Source organism: Lachnoclostridium phytofermentans (assembly GCF_000733755.1).
GTDB lineage: Bacteria > Bacillota > Clostridia > Lachnospirales > Lachnospiraceae > Lachnoclostridium > Lachnoclostridium phytofermentans_A.
The window spans coordinates 879,066-896,099 of record NZ_JPOF01000003.1 but is presented as its reverse complement, the minus strand read 5'-3'; the positions used below and the strand labels follow the sequence as shown (position 1 = coordinate 896,099).

Genomic DNA, 17,034 nt, shown 5'->3' with positions numbered 1-17,034 from the left:
TTTCATCCAAGGATGGAGGACCACGATGGAAGACAAATTTATTCACAGTTTTCGATATCGAAACTTATGGTACAGTATCGTAAGTGCTATCATGGCCTTAATTACAGTACTAATATTTTTAGGAGTTGTTAATTTTATCTCTTATGCATTGCAACCTAATCAGGAAGTAAGTCAGACACTGGAAACAACAACGTCTAATTATAAAAATCAAATCTCTAATAGTATCAATAATTCGGTTAATGAAGATATTTACCGAGAATCCATAAACTCGAAAAATACACAAGCAGATATTAAACCAACAAAAAACACTCAAAGCAATAACAAGTTTAATTTAGTGATTTACGTGATTGCGATATTCATTGGTTTTCTATCATTTATTACTTATTTTTTAATCTTCACAAAGAAGATGAGTACTTATCTTAGAGAAATATCAAATGGTATTGATGAATTATCAACTGGTAATTTTGATGTAAGGATACCGCTTCGTAATGACGATGAATTTACAAGAATTGCTCAGAACCTAAATCGTATGGCAGTTGAGATTAAGATGATTATAGAAGAAGAACGAACTACAGAAAATAAGAAAAATGAGCTAATTACAAACGTAGCTCATGACTTACGAACCCCATTGACTTCTATCATAGGATATCTAGATTTGGTATCTAGAAAAGACCTTCCAGCAGATACAAAGGAGAAGTATATAGGGATTGCCTATAATAAGTCAATTCGCCTGGAAAAGCTGATAGAGGATTTATTCTCTTATACCAAATTTGAATTCGGGGAAGTTAAGTTTAATAAAGAAGAAGTTGATTTAGTAAAGATGCTTTATCAACTATTGGATGAGTTCTATCCAAGTTTTAAAGAGTATGGATTGGAATATAGCTTTGATTCTACAGTTCCATCTGCGGTTGTGGATGCGGACGGAGATTATTTGGCTAGAGCATTTGCTAATTTAATTGGAAATGCTATAAAGTACGGTGCAGATGGTAAGAATGTAATTCTTCATCTGGAGGTAAAGGATACAGAAGTAATTGTAACCATCACAAATTTTGGTGAGGTTATACCGAAAAAAGACCTAGCGCACATTTTTGAGAAATTCTATCGAGTAGAATACTCAAGGAATGAAGAGCATGGTGGGACAGGTCTTGGCTTAGCAATTGCAAGAAATATTTTTGAGATGCACGGCGGTCATGTGGAGGCACGAAGTGGATTAGATGGAACAGTTTTTGAAGTGGTATTACCAATCGGTTAAGGAAGGAAAGGAGGAGCTACATGAAACATTTACGTGTATTATGCTTATTGTTTGCTATACTACTATTGCTATGTAACGTAAGTGATGTAGCTGCAGCAAGTGCTCCGCAAACGAATCTGGGAAATACCACTCAAAGTGGGAACCCAATTGTTTTGGTTAATGACCGAGTTGTAGTGACTTTACAATATGGCCTGGAACAACAAGGTAGATATGGCCGAACCATGCAGTTAACCGCAAAAATATATAATAAAGGGGAAAGTTTTTCGGGTGAAGTAGCAATCACGTTAATAAATGAAGAACAAGATAATATTCGCTATGCAACTAAAACGACGATTCTAGGACTAGAAAAAAATATTGTAACATTAAATATTCCCATAAACAGAGCCAGTAGAGGGATGAAATTTGAGATTATTACTACGGATAAGGATACAATTGTAGAAGATGTAATTCCCCTTAATGTCGTAAACTTAGGAACCTATTATTACGTGGGAATTTTAAGTGATATGTCGGCTCCACTGTCGTATTTTGAATATTTTGGAAATAAATGCGTTTCCTTGGATAAAAGTAATTTTCCAAGTGATTATATTGGACTTGACGTTATAGATGTCTTAGTGATTGAAAACTTTACAATATCCAATTTGACTATGGAACAGCAACAGGCAATATTAGGATTTGTGAAACGAGGCGGAACATTGGTACTTGGAAGTGAAGCTTACTATCAAGAGGGAATGCCCGCAATTAAGTGGCTTAGTAACCTTGATATTCTAAGCATTGCAGAAGATAATTCCGAAATATCTATGCAAAATGCAAAGATATCTATGAATAACTCTTCTGAGTTTTCGGATCTTTTATTAAAAGTGAAAGGATATGAAACTTCCAGAGCTTCCAATTTAAAATATAAGGAAGATCTGAAAAAACAAGACCCACAAAAAGAGTGTGTCTCTTATATTGGAGAATCTATTTTAGGAACTAAGATAATCAGTGACTTAAAGTTTACTGAAGTCGAAAAACCTGTTTATATATATTCAACCACGAATGCTACTAAAAGGAAGGAATCGAATGAACTAACAATATATGAAAAAGTACCTTATGGAGAAGGAAATGTTCTAGTATTTCACTTTCCACTTGGTATGGAGGGAATAACAGAAGAAGAATTATTAGTGAATGAAGGGGTTAGTGGCGAACTGCTAAATACCTTCTATCTTTCCATTGTTGATCAGGTACTTGAGGATATTCCGAATGTTGTAAAGGATAAGGTAGAAGTAGAGAACTATTCAAACTTTGATAATTACAGAGTTCAAGGAGTTTTAGAAAATTCGGATCTTATCAATGTCCCGAAAGTTTTTCCATATAGCATGTTATTAGCAATCTACATTATTATCATTGGACCTCTCTTGTACTTTATTTTACGGAAAAGGAAAAAGAATATCTTAGTTTGGGTGGTTGTTCCTAGTCTCTCCATTATTTTTTCTTGTATTGTGTATGTTATGGGGACGAATACAAGAATTACAGAACCGTACATCTCTTATGTTAATATAGAAACTTTAGATCCTAATACCAATACTCTTGAGGGAGAATCTAATGTAAATGTTTATTTATCCTCAAACAAAAAGACAGAGTTAAGTATTGGAAATGCAGACCAAATTATCGCGGGAAAGTATCAGTACCCAACATTTTACGAGGTATTTGACAAAGAGAAATCATTTGAAACGTTGGCCTATCCAGATGCAGTTACTACCTCGGTGTTAAAGTCAGAGGATGGCTACGCCCTGGAGTTTAACCATATTCCAGCATTCACATCACAGTATTTCTCTTTAGAATACGCTAGAGAATTTGAGAATGAAATAACAGGTCAGGTTTCAGTTACGGAAAGTTCTATGAGTGGAAGTGTGTCAAATGATTCTTCGGAGAATTTTGAGGAAGCATATGTGTATTATAATGGTAGAGTTGCTTTGCTTGGTAAGTTAGAAAGCGGCGAGAGTGTTTTATTAGAAGAATGTAATCAAGAGTATAATAACAGTATAGACGGTATTTTGTATAATACAAATGCGATTAGTGTAGAGATTGGAAATCAAGAAAAGAAGGTATCGCCAGAACGGAATAGAAAAAATAACGCACTTAGTTTGGTGATAGAAAGTGGCCTTTATGCGAAAGAAGGAGCATATCTCATAGGGTTTACAGAGAACTTACCAAAGGAGCATCCTTTCTCAGCCTTATCAAGCAACCATGTAAGTTATGGGGTTTCTATGATGTTAGTTCCTTTGGAAGTTAATACAACAACTGGAAATGAAACTCTAGTACCTAATCTTGATCGCTATCTAAAGGTAGGTGGAAATAACTATTATGACAGTGCGTATCGCTATGTCTATACGAATAGTTTAGAATTAGAATATCAGCTTCCAAAGGAAGATGAAATCACAGAACTATTGCTAGCAGATATCTTTCAGATTAGTTTAGATCAAAGTGAAAACTATAATATGATGGCAAAAAAGATATATTTCTATAATAGAACCACAAGCCAATATGATTTAGTATTTCGATCTGATATATTACAGGATGGAAGATATCAGAAGGTAAACGCTGTTAATGGCGATGTTTCTTTAAATGCATCGGAGCTTAAGAACTATCTAAATGAAGAGCAGGAGTTAAAGATTAAGTATGAGGGTGAAGACGTTGAGATGAGCGGTGTTTTCGCTATCCCGATCATCTCTTATATAAAAAAGGCGAATTAGTGTTTTTTACTTTCAAGTAGTAAGGGATTAATTTAAAGAATAGAATGAGAAATCAATCAACAAGAAAGGAGGAGCTATGTTAGTAATAAAGAACTTAGTAAAGAAGTTTGGTAAGTCGTATGCTCTTGAGGGGCTTAATATGGAACTTCATAAGGGAGAACTGTATGGCTTTGTCGGTCCTAATGGTGCAGGAAAAACAACGACAATGAAAATCATAGCTTCTCTTTTATCTGCGGATTCCGGTGAAGTTTGGGTTAATGGGATCGATGCCCTCCGCTATCCAAGACATGTGAAAGAACAGATTGGATACATGCCAGATTTTTTCGGTGTATATGATAACTTAGATACACAAGAGTATCTCTCCTTTTATGCTAGTATTTACGGTATTGTTGGAAATCCAGCAGAAAAAAGAATCGATGAGTTACTTGAACTTGTAAATCTAAGAGAAAAAAAGCATGACTACGTGGATGAACTTTCTAGGGGGATGAAGCAGAGGCTATGTCTAGCAAGAACCTTACTTCACCAGCCCAAACTTTTGTTACTTGATGAACCAGCTTCCGGCCTTGAACCAAGAGCGAGGTTAGAACTTCAAGGAGTATTAAAGAATCTATGTGCACAAAAAGTTACGATATTATTAAGTTCTCATGTTCTTAAAGACCTCTCGGAAATGTGTACTAACCTCGGAATCATTGAAAGTGGTAAGCTTGTGATTGAGGGGCCGATGAAAGAAATTATGGCGAAACAAAAAGCAGAGAATCCACTAGTGATTAAAATTATGAGTGGTCATGATATTGCAATTAAGTTACTAAAGGAAATGCCGGAGGTAACGAATATTGCAAGTAAAGAAGGAAGTATCTCGTTCCATTTTTATGGAGAAGAGAGTAAGGAAGCGGAATTATTAACAAGGTTGATTGCTAATGGAGTATCGATTGCCTCTTATAAAAGAGAAGAGGGAAACTTAGAGGAGATATTTCTTAGACTGACGAAATAGAAAGGAGAAAATGAGATGTGGCAAATAAACTCTGTTTATCTTAGGGAAATTTACCAAAATGCAAGAATGAAAAAGACTGCGGTTTTATTGACAGTGTTTAATGGGTGCCTATCTTTATTTGGTCTTTTAGCTTTCTACATAACGTTTGAAGGGGCGCAAAAGATTGGAAGCTCAGTCAATTATTCCGATATACTTACTATTTATGGTATTATCACTGGTGCTCAGTTTTTACTTGTACTGTTTTTAATTCCAGGGATGACATCTGGTGCAATCTCTGGAGAGAGAGAAAAGCAGACATTAGATATTTTACTATCAACTCGCATGACATCATTTCAAATTGTACAGGGGAAACTACTGGCATCCCTTAGTTTAATGCTATTACTAGCTGTTTCTTCTTTGCCTATTATAGCACTGGTATTTGCTGTTGGTGGAATTACCTTTCTGCAATTATTGCAGTTTCAGTTGTTCTTGTTTATTACTTCCATTTATCTTGGCAGTATTGGTATTTTCTTTTCTAGCTTATGTAAGAGAACAACGCTCTCCACAGTTTGCTCTTATATGACAGTAATTACTATAACGATAGGGCTTGCAATGTTGCTACTTGGTGGACATTTGATTGAATCACTTGGGAGTATGAGACAAGAGATTGTCTATGGGATTAGGAAGATGGATGGTATGGCTGAAGTCAATATTACGATCGCTACACTATTATTTGATCCTATTTTTACTTTTTTTTCACTTTTAAAAAGTCAGATTGGAATTGAAGCAGGAGCATTTACTGATTGGCGAACCAATAGCCGTGCGGCAAACTATCTAATTGACCATTGGTTTACGATAAGTATTCTTGCCCAAAGTGCAGTATCCATTCTACTTATGGTTGCTTCCTCTTGGCTTATAACTCCAGTAAAAAAAAGAAAACGCACGCGTTAGCGTGCGGTTCTTATAGAACTATGAAAATGGAAGAAGAAAAATATACTTGTATTATATCATAAAATATCGAAAAAAGGTACTCTTTTTTGAAAAAGTTTTCTGACAATATATTATTGGGAATAAAAAACAAAAAATGTCAATTAAAATTTGGTAAATCTCGTAGTTTTTTACTGATTCGAAGGGAATTATATAGTTTCGCATAGGCAATATGATCCACACCTTCGATATAGTTTTCAGGGAAGTCTTTTTCAAGACCTTTACTCTTTAATAAAGAAGCGGCTTTATTATAGGCTATTGCTGCCTCAATTTCACTTCCATATTTACCTACAATATAATCGCCGTTGATATGAATTCTTGTAGTGTAAATTTCCTGCCCTTTTACTACTGTTTTTTGAACTCCATGATAACGATTGATAATTTTTATATTACCATATCGAAAATCTGTCGAATCACCGTTGGAAAAACGATAGTCTCGTCCTGCGACAGCAAAGTTTTTTATCCCATAGCGGGATAGGATATTTACCTGCATTCCATAATCAGATACGAATAAGTGACCGCCTCTTCTCATTATGCGATGATACATATAATAAAATAAATCATCTGCGTCAAACTTAAGAGGGGTGTGTTCATCCAGATAATATAAGAAGTATTTGTGCTGCAAATAAATCGGAGTGCGGCAATAAATTCCATTATCTCTAAAGTTTAATAACATAATCCATTTATCAAAGGATATTGGAGAACGTAAGGCATAAAAGGCTTCCGCAGTAGGAAGGCTTTTTTTTATGCTTTTTTTCTTATTTAATATTTTCAGTGCAGACTGATATACTGCATGAGCAGCTTTTTCGGTATCAAAACTTCCGAGACTGATATGCTTATTTCTGTAGGTAATGGAAGAACGATAATAGAGTTCTCCGTTTTTCTTGTTTGCCACATAAACTCCTGGTAATGGCATGTTATCACCTCTTTTCTGAATGAGTTTCTTCTATATATAATATGTTTTATGAAAGTACTTTCAAATTGGCTATTCCATAGATGTTATCTAAATTAACTATACCCAACAATCAGAGGGATTGCAAGAAAACATTGGTGCAAATTCAAGTTGCGGAGGCTAAGGTGATACACACAGAAATATTTGTCGAAGATTACGACAGTAATACCGTAATATGACTAATTGTTACATAATTATTACATGACTTTGGATAAAAATAGACGCCCTAAAACATATAAATGTAGTAAATATAGGTGTTCTACAGCTATAGAATTGAATGATATTAAGCATGTATGTATAAAAATAAATTTTTATGTATATAATTCTTAACAAAAGCGTAACAATTTATAATCTTGAGTCTTGTAAATATGCCTAATTTTAAACTCCATCTTAGGCCGAAAACTTGTGCATTTCTTACACATGTGGAAAAGAGAGGTAATTTTCTTCTCTCTGTATGTGACGAAATTATGGCAACCTTATTGACAGTAATTTGCCCCATGCTATAATACAACTCATGCGAAAACACCGGTCATTTTGGGAATGACTGGAAACGCTTTATATAGATGTCGAATTGACTAAGTCTACTGGAGTGATATACTACACAGTATTCTTTGTCGGAAAAGTGAAAGAAAGAGGAAATCACATGTTAAAAATACATTCATTTCTTCGGACGATGAAAGACAAGGAAATGCACTTTGAGAAAGGTATTCAATATAAACACAGCAAAAGAATTGCGATTGTTGCCTATGTTTTGGCTGCTATACTTCTTGTTTCATCCTTCGGAGATTTCCATGGGTTACACCTGTACTCCCTAGAGTATATGGTAAATGCAGCTACGCACGAAACCGTGGAACTAGATATTGATGCTCAAGATTTAGATCAAGATTTAGAGTATCAAAAGAACAATGCGAAGCTGCTAGAAACAAAACTTCTTGCGTATCCGCTTGAACAGTTATATCAAGGGGAGTTAACAAGAGAAGACGTTGAAACATTTACTGATGAGAATATTGCAACAAAAGTAGCAATTACAGATCCAAAGGAACAAATAAAACAAATGATGTATGATATTACGATGGATCCTGAGGATGGAGATATTGCTTTATTTGGTCTAGATGATTCCGAAAAGGAATTAGCTAACTTAGCTACCGCTGCTTCATTTGAAGCGGTAACTGCACTAGCAAGTGAATCTGCTGAAAATTTTGTGGTGAATGAAGAAAACAAAGAAAAAGCGGAAGCCTTGAAAGAAAAGACCAAGGCAACAGAAAGTACAAAGGTAAAAGCAAGTACAAAGGTAAAAGCAAGTACAAAGAAAGATTCTGGAAGTAAGAAAGAAGAATCTACTAAAGCAACATCGAAATCTGATTCTTTGGTAAAATCATATAACAAAAAAATGGTCAAGACTTTATCTAAGGACGAGCTTGATATTTTATATCGTATTGTTGAGGCAGAAGCAACCGGAGAGGACATTTACGGAAAGATATTGGTAGCAAACGTTATATTAAATCGAGTAAATAGCAAAAAATTCCCTAATACGGTAGAAAAAGTGGTGTTTCAAAAGAACGGAAATACCTATCAGTTCTCACCAACAAAGGATGGACGATTTTGGTCAGTGAAGGTAACCGATGAAACAATCGAAGCAGTAAGCCGTGCACTTGAGGGAGAAGATTATAGTAATGGTGCTCTGTATTTTTTTGCTAGAAGGTTAACAAGCCAAAAGAAAGCATCTTGGTTTGATAACAGCCTTCGTAAGGTGGTAAAGTATGGATGCCATGAATTTTATAAGGACAAGTAGTAGAGAGAATGCTTTAGTATTTATGTGAGTTGGAGCTGTGAGTATGATCTTGTATTTAAGCAAAAAGGAATACTTAAGAGGATGCTAATTAGATTAGGTGGGAGTAGTAATGATACTACTGGGGTGAAACAAGCAATCTTTGATAACAATTAGGAAACATAAAGCTACAACAAATGAATTAGGTACTATAAATAACTGATATAAGTATTATGATTAATTGAAAAGAAGTTTTATAAAAGCGGGTATAGTTAGTAATGTCCAGTTATGTGAAATACATCTTGGATATTCGGTCTGTACTCGCATTTTTTATTGGCATTTAAGAAAAACGGAAGGTTATGTTCGATTCTATTATTACCTAAAAATATTGAACAACTTGTGCTTAATTGCTGAAATGGGTATCATTTTTTACGTGATTTTTTCATAATCCTGACTTGTCACGTCTAAAATATCATGATATAATACTTTGAACTTACATTAACAAAGTAAAGTGTTAAATAAATTAACATAGAATAGAATCGAAGGCTATAAAGGAGAGAAGAGCATGAATTTACTGTATCAAAGTACCCGTGATAATCGTGAACAGGTTACAGCATCCCAAGCTATCTTAAAAGGACTTGCTTCTGATGGTGGACTGTTTGTGCCAACCGAACTGCCAAAGCTTAATATAAGTCTAGAAGTACTAGCTAGCATGAGTTATCAGCAAATAGCTTATGAAGTTATGAAACTATTCTTAACAGATTTCTCAGAGGAAGAATTGAAGCACTGTATCAATTCTGCTTATGATGATAAGTTTGATACTAAGGAAATAGCACCGATAAAGAAAGCGGATGGAGCTTATTATCTTGAACTATTTCATGGAGCAACGATTGCATTTAAGGATATGGCACTTTCCATCTTGCCTCACTTACTTACGACAGCCGCGAAGAAGAATGATGTAAAAGAAGAAATCGTAATCCTTACTGCTACGTCTGGTGACACGGGCAAAGCAGCACTTGCTGGTTTTGCAGAGGTACCTGGTACAAAAATCATTGTTTTCTATCCTAAGGACGGAGTAAGTCATGTTCAAGAAATGCAGATGGTTACGCAAAAGGGTGCTAATACTTATGTAATCGGTATTCATGGAAACTTCGATGACGCACAGACTGGTGTGAAAGAGATGTTTAATAATAGAGAGCTTGCAAAGAGCTTACAGGAAAAAGGCTACTTATTCTCCTCTGCAAATTCTATCAATATTGGCCGTTTGGTTCCTCAGGTAGTGTATTATGTGTATTCTTATTGCCGTCTGCTTCATGATGGCGAGCTAAATAAAGGGGAGCCACTAAATGTTGTTGTACCAACCGGAAACTTTGGTAATATTTTAGCTGCATACTTTGCAAAAGAGCTTGGTGTTCCAATCAGTAAATTAATCTGTGCCTCCAATGAGAATAAAGTATTATATGATTTCTTTACAACTGGAGAGTACGATAGGAATCGTGAGTTTATCTTAACAAGCTCACCATCTATGGATATCTTAATCTCAAGCAACTTAGAACGTTTGATTTATTTGATTTCCGGTGAGACTGCGGAAGAACGTGCAAGGAATAATGCAACGCTTATGAGTCAACTCTCCAAAGATGGGAAATATAAAATTACGACTCAGATGAGACAAAAACTTTCCGATTTTGTAGGTGGTTATGCAAAAGAAAAGGAAACTAAGGCAGCTATTAAACGTGTTTATGAGAATGCAGATTACGTTATTGACACACATACCGCGGTAGCTGCAAGCGTATATTATAACTATAAAGCTGCGAGTGGTGATGCAATAAAGACACTAATCGCTTCCACAGCTAGTCCATATAAATTTACTCGTAGTGTAATGGAAGCATTGGAAGTGGAAACAGAAAGCAAGTCTGATTTCGAGTTAATAGATCAGCTTAGTGAAATAAGCAAAACTACGATACCTCAGGCAATAGAAGAAATTCGTACCGCACCTGTACTTCATAAGATGGTTTGTGAGAAAGAGAAGATGCAGGAGATGGTGGAAGAGATATTGGGGTTAAGATAGGTTAGTATATTTAAAAGAAATGAAGATTAATAAATGGGGCTTTGCTGAGTGGATTCGGCAAGGCCCTTTTTTGATTTATTGTGCTCTGCAATTTCTCATAAGTCATATGCTCTCTGAGGTAGATTCTGTTTGATTGATGCTAATAAGGAGAGAGTGTATTCGTGATTTAGTAATATTAGAGAATAGGATAGAGAGTTTCTGAAATAGAGTTTCGAAGGAAGAATTATTTTTCAGTATTTTATTCTTGTACTTATATACACAGCATTTCAAGGGATTATGCCAGAATTAAAATAAGGTGTAGTAAAAAGAAAGACCCAGGGAACGGCTAATGATATACTTAATGGATGATATTTAAAGAAAAATTGCTAAATGAAACTAAATTTTATTGTACAAAATCACAAAATTCAAAATAGTCTAAATGTGACAACTGCATGACATATCTTTGACACAAAGAAAAGGCATTATAGAGGTAAGTCAAAACCAAATGCCCGGGACTTCTGCGAGCATGACTATAGACAATTACAGTCACATCCAGACAAATGTCCATAGGGATGTAGTAGGGGTTTGGAGAATTGCCCGGCGAGGCAGGTTATTTGGCTAGATATAATCAATCCAGTTACAGGATAGTAGGATAGTTACCCAGATGTTTTGCCCAGTTTGTAAAAGAATTTTAATTTGTCGAAATATTGTGGCAAATCAAATAAGGTTCTTTATCGAATTGTATAGAAACAAGACTTAGAATGGGGGACAAAAAGTGAATTTGTAAGCAAAAAGACTTGACCTTTCCTACGATAGTTGTTATAATCATCTTGTTATTGGAACGATTATATTTACTTATGCACATTTTAGAGTTTTTCGAATTGTTAATACATCATTAACAATTCCATTATACTCGATATGTGACGTAAGTCAATATAATACAAAACCATATATTTTAAGGAGGAAGAAAGAATATGAAGAATTTCTTTAAGAAACTCGCCTTCGTATTAGCCCTTGCTATGGTCTTAGTATCTGTTGCACCTGCTACAGCAAACGCAGCAGCTAAAGCACCTTCTTTAAAGAAGACTAGCAAGATTCTTTACATCGGTGGCGACCTAACAGGAACGATTCCAGATAGCTATCGTTTCTATTTTAACAACGCAGCTGGATATACAGCAACATGGGAAAGTATGGATGAAGATGTTGTTGTTATCGAAGGCAAGACAGTAGTTGCAGTTGGTGTTGGTAAAGCAGTAGTTAAGGCTACTCTTACAAACAAAGCTGGCAAGGAATATGAGCGCGAAGCAACTGTTTGGGTAAAACAAAATGCTGAGAAGGTTGGATTTGGTAGCCAGAAAGCTATCGAGTCTCCATTAGCAGTAGGCGCTAAAGTTAAGATCAATGTTTTCAGACAGGTTGGAGACAAGAAGATCTGGACTCAGAACGATATGGCTACATGTACAGACGTTATCAAGTGGACTTCTAGCGATGAAAAAGTTGCTACAGTTGATAAATGGGGTACTGTAACAGCTGTTGGCGCTGGTGAAGCTACTATCACAGCTACAGCTACTCAGCCACAGGGACCAACTAAAGGTGAGTCTGCAAGCTATAAGGTAAGTGTTGTTGCTGGTTTAACTAGCGCAACTCAGAAGAACTTAACAACAGCTAATGTGACATTCGGTCAAGAAGTAACAGCTGATGAGCTTAAGACTGTTAAAGTATACCAGTTAGTTGGTAATACAAGAGTTCTTCAGACAGTTAAAGAATATAAACTTGATAGCAATGATAAGTCCAAAGCTACTATCGAGTTATATACAACAATGCCAAAGAATACAACATATGTATTCGTATATGGCGATACTGAAAAAGAATTCGTTACTGTTGATCCTTCTGTAAACAATGTTACAAGTGTAGCAATTGAGCAGGCATTAGCAGTTAAGAACGAAGCAACTGACCTTAAGGTTAGAGTATATGTTGGTGATGTTGACGTTACTTCTGCATTAGGAAATAACGTGACTGTATCTACTGATGCTATCGGAGCTTACTTAAATGCAGCTGATAAGAAAATTACAATGTTCACTACTGGTACTACAGCAGTTGTAAAGGCTGTATTCCATACTTACATTTATGAGAACAACCAAGAGAAGACATTAACAACTGAAGGATTAATCACATGTGTTGATGCAGCTCCTATTAACTTTAAGGAAACAGTTAAGTGGTCCTTAGTTAAAGTTGGTTCTGATTTCGATTTCAAAAATGGTACAGTAAAGACTCAGCTTGCATCTGGTGATGCTATGGAACTTGATATTAAAATCAAGTTATCCGATAACAAGACTGCTGATACAGTAAATAACCCAACAGACTTTACATTCACAAGTTCTAACAATAATGTATTACTTGTTAACGGTAACGTTGTAAGTGGTGTTAATGCTGGTACAGCTGTAGTAGTTGTTAAGTACAAAGATTCTGTAGTTGACGCTTTAACAGTAACTGTAGTAGGTAAGAGAGATGTAGCATCTGTTGATGTTAATTTATCTAAGACAGCATTATCTCGTATCCCTAAAGCAGATGATACACTTGTAGCTACTGTTGTTTTAAAGGATCAATTAGGTGATGGAATTAACAAACCTGTAGTTTTAAGTGCTGTAACTCCAGCAAATGCTCCTTTAGTTAACGTAGTACCTGATGCTAATACAGCAGGTAAGTATACTGTTACATTTACTACTGATGATTTCACAGCTCTTGAGAATGGAACTTATCAGTATAAGTTAACTATTGATAATAACCAGGTTAGATACTTTAACTTCTCTGTAAGTGATTCCGCAAGTACAAATAATGCAATTAGCTCTTATAATATCGTTATCAATAATGCTAAAGTTGATACTACAATCAAAGCAGATGGTGCTAACACTTCTTCTGCTGATGTAACAATTGGCTTAGATGCATATGCTGCTAACGGTTACAAAGTTAAGACAGAGAAATTCGAAACTGATCTTACAGCTGCTAAGGGAGTTGTAGGTACTGATAAGGCTAAGACTGCTTTCTACTATACTCTTGAAGGTCCTGATGGTAAGATCGATGTTGCTACTGGTGCTCATACACTTGGCAAATTCGAGCCTATCACAACTAAGACTGTAACAGGTGGTGCTCTCGTAGTTAAAGCAAAAGTTGGAACTTATAAAGTAACTGCTCATAAGGTGACATATGATGGCGCTAATTATGTAGATGTAGCTATGGATGTTGATTACTTCACAGTAACTGATAGCCAGGCTAAGGGTTCCTTCGATGTTAAGTCTAATCAATCCGCAAGTACTTCTGGTAAAGTTTTAGATGCTATTAAGGCTGGTGACTTTATCGAAGTTAAGTACAATGGCAATAAAGTTAATTCTAATGATATTGTTGGTGTAAACTTTGCTGGTGTAGAAGGAAATGGTAAGAACGTATTCGTATACGATGTTACAATTCAAGTACCACTTAGGTACAATAACGCTACTGTATTAGTAGAAGTTAAAGTTGATGTTAACTTATGGACTACTCTTAAGTAATTAAGATTAAATAAAAGAAGGTTGGAGATTTCCAACCTTCTTTTTTGTTGTGTAGTTTTTACTTGTAGTAGTTTACTATTTTAGATTATTTTAAGATTAAGTTCTTATTAACATCAATGATCATATTGAATGTGTATGTCTGCCCAGCGTAATTTACAGAAGCGTCATAAGAAACTGTTTTAACATATACATTATTACCACTAGCTTCAGCACCTAAGAACTCTTTCACAACACAGTTAGTGTTAATCTTATCTAACATACCATTGTTATCGATATCAAGCTTGATTTCGATATCACCAGCTGCTAAAGCACCATTAATTGTAGAAGCAGAAGCTTTAACTTCGTTCTGGATAACTACAGCAGATGGTTGATTATCAACTACATTAATAAAATCAACACCAACAGGTGCAATTACAAAATCATTAGTACCGTTCTTTGTTAACTTGTAAGCAGCAACTTTGTAAGAGCCAGTTTTAGCTTTAGAGATTGAAGAACCAGATGTTGTAATTGGCTGGAAGTTATTTGTAGCAGTGTTAATTACAGTATCATTTCCAGTAGAACCTGGAACTGTTACAGATTCTGGAGAAGTAACTTCGTAGTAGAATGCTGTTCCTGTTTCACCAGTAATCTGAGCTTTAGCAGCTTCTAAACCGTATACAAGATTAGTAATCTCAGATTCTTTGTAACCAAACTTATCTACATTGAAAAGTTTAATGGATACATTTTTGCTTGCATTAGTATTTTCTTTGTTAGAAAGAACTAATGTTGTATCAACTTTATTAGAGGACAGTTCAAGTTTCTGACCAGTTACTTCACCAACTTCTTTGATGTCTAAAGAGAATACCTTTGTAAGATTACCAATAGTCACCTTGAACTGGTATACACCTGCTTTGGAGAATTGGTTACCGTTAATTTCAATCTTATTGTTTGTGATTGTTGTAGCAGAAGTAAATGGTGCAGTTGCTCCTGTTGGGCCAGAAAGTAACTGAATTTTTGCTTCTTTTGCTGTATAATCTGCACCTAACTGATCTTTTACAGATACTTTAATAGTAGCTACATCGAAATCTTTTCCTAAAGAAAGCATTGTCTTGTTGGATTCAAGAGTAAGTGTTGCAGCTTCTCTCTCAGGTAAAATAGTTAATTCGATAGTACCAACGATAGTACCTTCATATTTAACTAAAACTGTAGCACTACCTGTCTTAACTGGAAATAACTGTTTTCCGTTAACGATTAATACGGTATTATCTGATGATTCAAATGTAAACTTGCTGTTATCCTTGCTATCTTCAGTCTTCTTATCAGACTTTAATAACTGAACCATTAAGTAATATCCATTATCACTTAAAGATAACTTGTGATTTAATTCATCCTTGGAGAAATCAACTGTATTGTTGTTTGCAGTGATTGTCCAAGCATTAATTCCTGTTACAGAAACAGAAGCCTTATCAACAGACTTAATTGCAGCTGTTGTTTCGATAGTTTTCTCAACTCCAGCTTCATTGTAGTTATAAGTATGGAATACAGCTTTCACAGTTGCTACCTTACCAGATTCGAAGAAAGTAATAGTCTTTCTGCTGTTATCAATATAAGCATCATGGCTATCGGAAGTAATGTCTACTCTACCTTCGATCGCTTTTGTGATATCTACACCATTTTCAGTGTAAAGAGCATACTTAATTTCTGTGTTTTCATTCTTTACTGCTTCGTTAGTTAAGATTTCAATCTTAGCAACGTTTTCAGCAACTGGATTTACTGTTACGAATTCAACAGACTTTCCACCGAATTCTACTACATAAGTAGTATTTTTAGTGAATGGTACATATAATTCTACAGTTGCATTCTTAGGATTTTTCTCATCTACTGTAACTTTCTTGATTGATTGAGCTACTTTTGTAGTTCCAGATAAAGCAAATACCTTTATAGTATCTTTGTTAACTTCTTTCATATCATCTGCTTGACCAAAAGTTAAGTTGATGTTCTCTAAATCTTTTTGAGTAGCAGAAACAAGGCCCTTTTGACCTACAGTTACAGTTAATTTCACTTCTTTTGTTGTTGGAACAGTCTTATCTTCTGTCTGTAAAGATTTTGCTGTGATTGTAGCTGTACCTTCACCAACAGCCTTTACAGTACCCCACTTGTCAACTGTAGCAACTTTAGTGTTGCTAGAAGACCAAGCAATGTAATCAGTTACGATAGTCTTATCAGCCTGCTGCCAAGCTACCTGACCAGTAACAGCTTTTCTAAAGATGTTAAGCTTAACCTTATCACCGATAGCTAATACGTTATCAAGCTTTGCTGCAGATGCAGAAGAAACACCGATTTCAACAGCATTTCTCTTAACCCATACTTTACACTCTAAGTTCTTTACAACTTTACCAGTCTTAGTATTAGTTACAGTTGCTTTTAATAAAGCTTCACCAACTGCTTTCGCTTTTACAGTACCTTTTGTAGAATGGATTGTAGCGATTTCTGGATTCATACTCTTGAATGTTACCTTGTAATCACCCTTATTCCAAACCTTTAACGTAAAGTAGTCCTTATAGTTTCCCGTAGCTACATCTTGTTCAAGATATAACTTTTTGCCTGTCGTATTTAACTTTGGCGCTGCAGCAGCACTGGCATTTGCTGCTGGTGCGATTGCAAGAACAACCATAGCCAAAGCTAAAACGAAAGCTAGTTTCTTAAAGAAATTCTTCATTTTCTTCTTCCTCCTAGTATATGTGTTTTTCTTATATTTACTCAGCAATTTCTTGTGTTTTCATTACCAATACATGTACTTTC

9 protein-coding genes are annotated in these 17,034 nt (G+C 35.2%); 7 read left to right on the top strand and 2 right to left on the bottom strand.

Annotated elements, in window-relative coordinates; genetic code table 11:
• The first annotated feature begins 25 nt into the window (after positions 1–25).
• The 4 genes from CC92_RS20910 (at position 26) to CC92_RS0109240 (ending at position 5,905) form a co-directional block, all read left to right on the top strand.
• Positions 26–1,252, top strand: a complete 1,227-nt coding sequence (locus CC92_RS20910) for a sensor histidine kinase (RefSeq protein ID WP_029503171.1) — start codon at positions 26–28, stop codon at positions 1,250–1,252.
• A 20-nt stretch (positions 1,253–1,272) separates the two neighbouring features.
• Positions 1,273–3,984 (top strand): hypothetical protein, encoded by a 2,712-nt coding sequence (locus tag CC92_RS0109250; protein ID WP_029503172.1) that lies wholly within the window; start codon positions 1,273–1,275, stop codon positions 3,982–3,984.
• 76 nt (positions 3,985–4,060) lie between these two features.
• Positions 4,061–4,975, top strand: a complete 915-nt coding sequence (locus tag CC92_RS0109245; protein WP_029503173.1) for an ABC transporter ATP-binding protein — start codon at positions 4,061–4,063, stop codon at positions 4,973–4,975.
• A 15-nt stretch (positions 4,976–4,990) separates the two neighbouring features.
• Complete coding sequence (locus tag CC92_RS0109240) at positions 4,991–5,905, top strand: ABC transporter permease (RefSeq protein ID WP_029503174.1); 915 nt, start codon at positions 4,991–4,993, stop codon at positions 5,903–5,905.
• Between the two features lie 136 nt (positions 5,906–6,041).
• On the opposite strand, the gene CC92_RS0109235 is transcribed toward CC92_RS0109240, so the two are convergent.
• The gene (locus CC92_RS0109235; RefSeq protein ID WP_029503175.1) at positions 6,042–6,857 is read right to left on the bottom strand and encodes a hypothetical protein; all 816 of its coding nucleotides are present in this window, start codon (positions 6,855–6,857) and stop codon (positions 6,042–6,044) included.
• A 679-nt stretch (positions 6,858–7,536) separates the two neighbouring features.
• Here CC92_RS0109235 and CC92_RS23005 point away from each other — a divergent pair.
• The 3 genes from CC92_RS23005 to CC92_RS20905 all read left to right on the top strand — a co-directional run bounded on the left by CC92_RS23005 (position 7,537) and on the right by CC92_RS20905 (position 14,253).
• Positions 7,537–8,685, top strand: coding sequence for a cell wall hydrolase (locus CC92_RS23005; protein WP_051650738.1), 1,149 nt, complete (start codon positions 7,537–7,539; stop codon positions 8,683–8,685).
• A gap of 541 nt (positions 8,686–9,226) precedes the next feature.
• Positions 9,227–10,729 (top strand): threonine synthase, encoded by a 1,503-nt coding sequence (thrC, locus tag CC92_RS0109225; RefSeq protein ID WP_029503179.1) that lies wholly within the window; start codon positions 9,227–9,229, stop codon positions 10,727–10,729.
• Between the two features lie 953 nt (positions 10,730–11,682).
• Positions 11,683–14,253 (top strand): Ig-like domain-containing protein, encoded by a 2,571-nt coding sequence (locus CC92_RS20905; RefSeq protein WP_034218419.1) that lies wholly within the window; start codon positions 11,683–11,685, stop codon positions 14,251–14,253.
• Between the two features lie 85 nt (positions 14,254–14,338).
• Here CC92_RS20905 and CC92_RS0109215 read toward each other — a convergent pair whose 3' ends face one another.
• The gene (locus CC92_RS0109215; RefSeq protein ID WP_029503180.1) at positions 14,339–16,951 is read right to left on the bottom strand and encodes an Ig-like domain-containing protein; all 2,613 of its coding nucleotides are present in this window, start codon (positions 16,949–16,951) and stop codon (positions 14,339–14,341) included.
• Positions 16,952–17,034 lie beyond the last annotated feature (83 nt).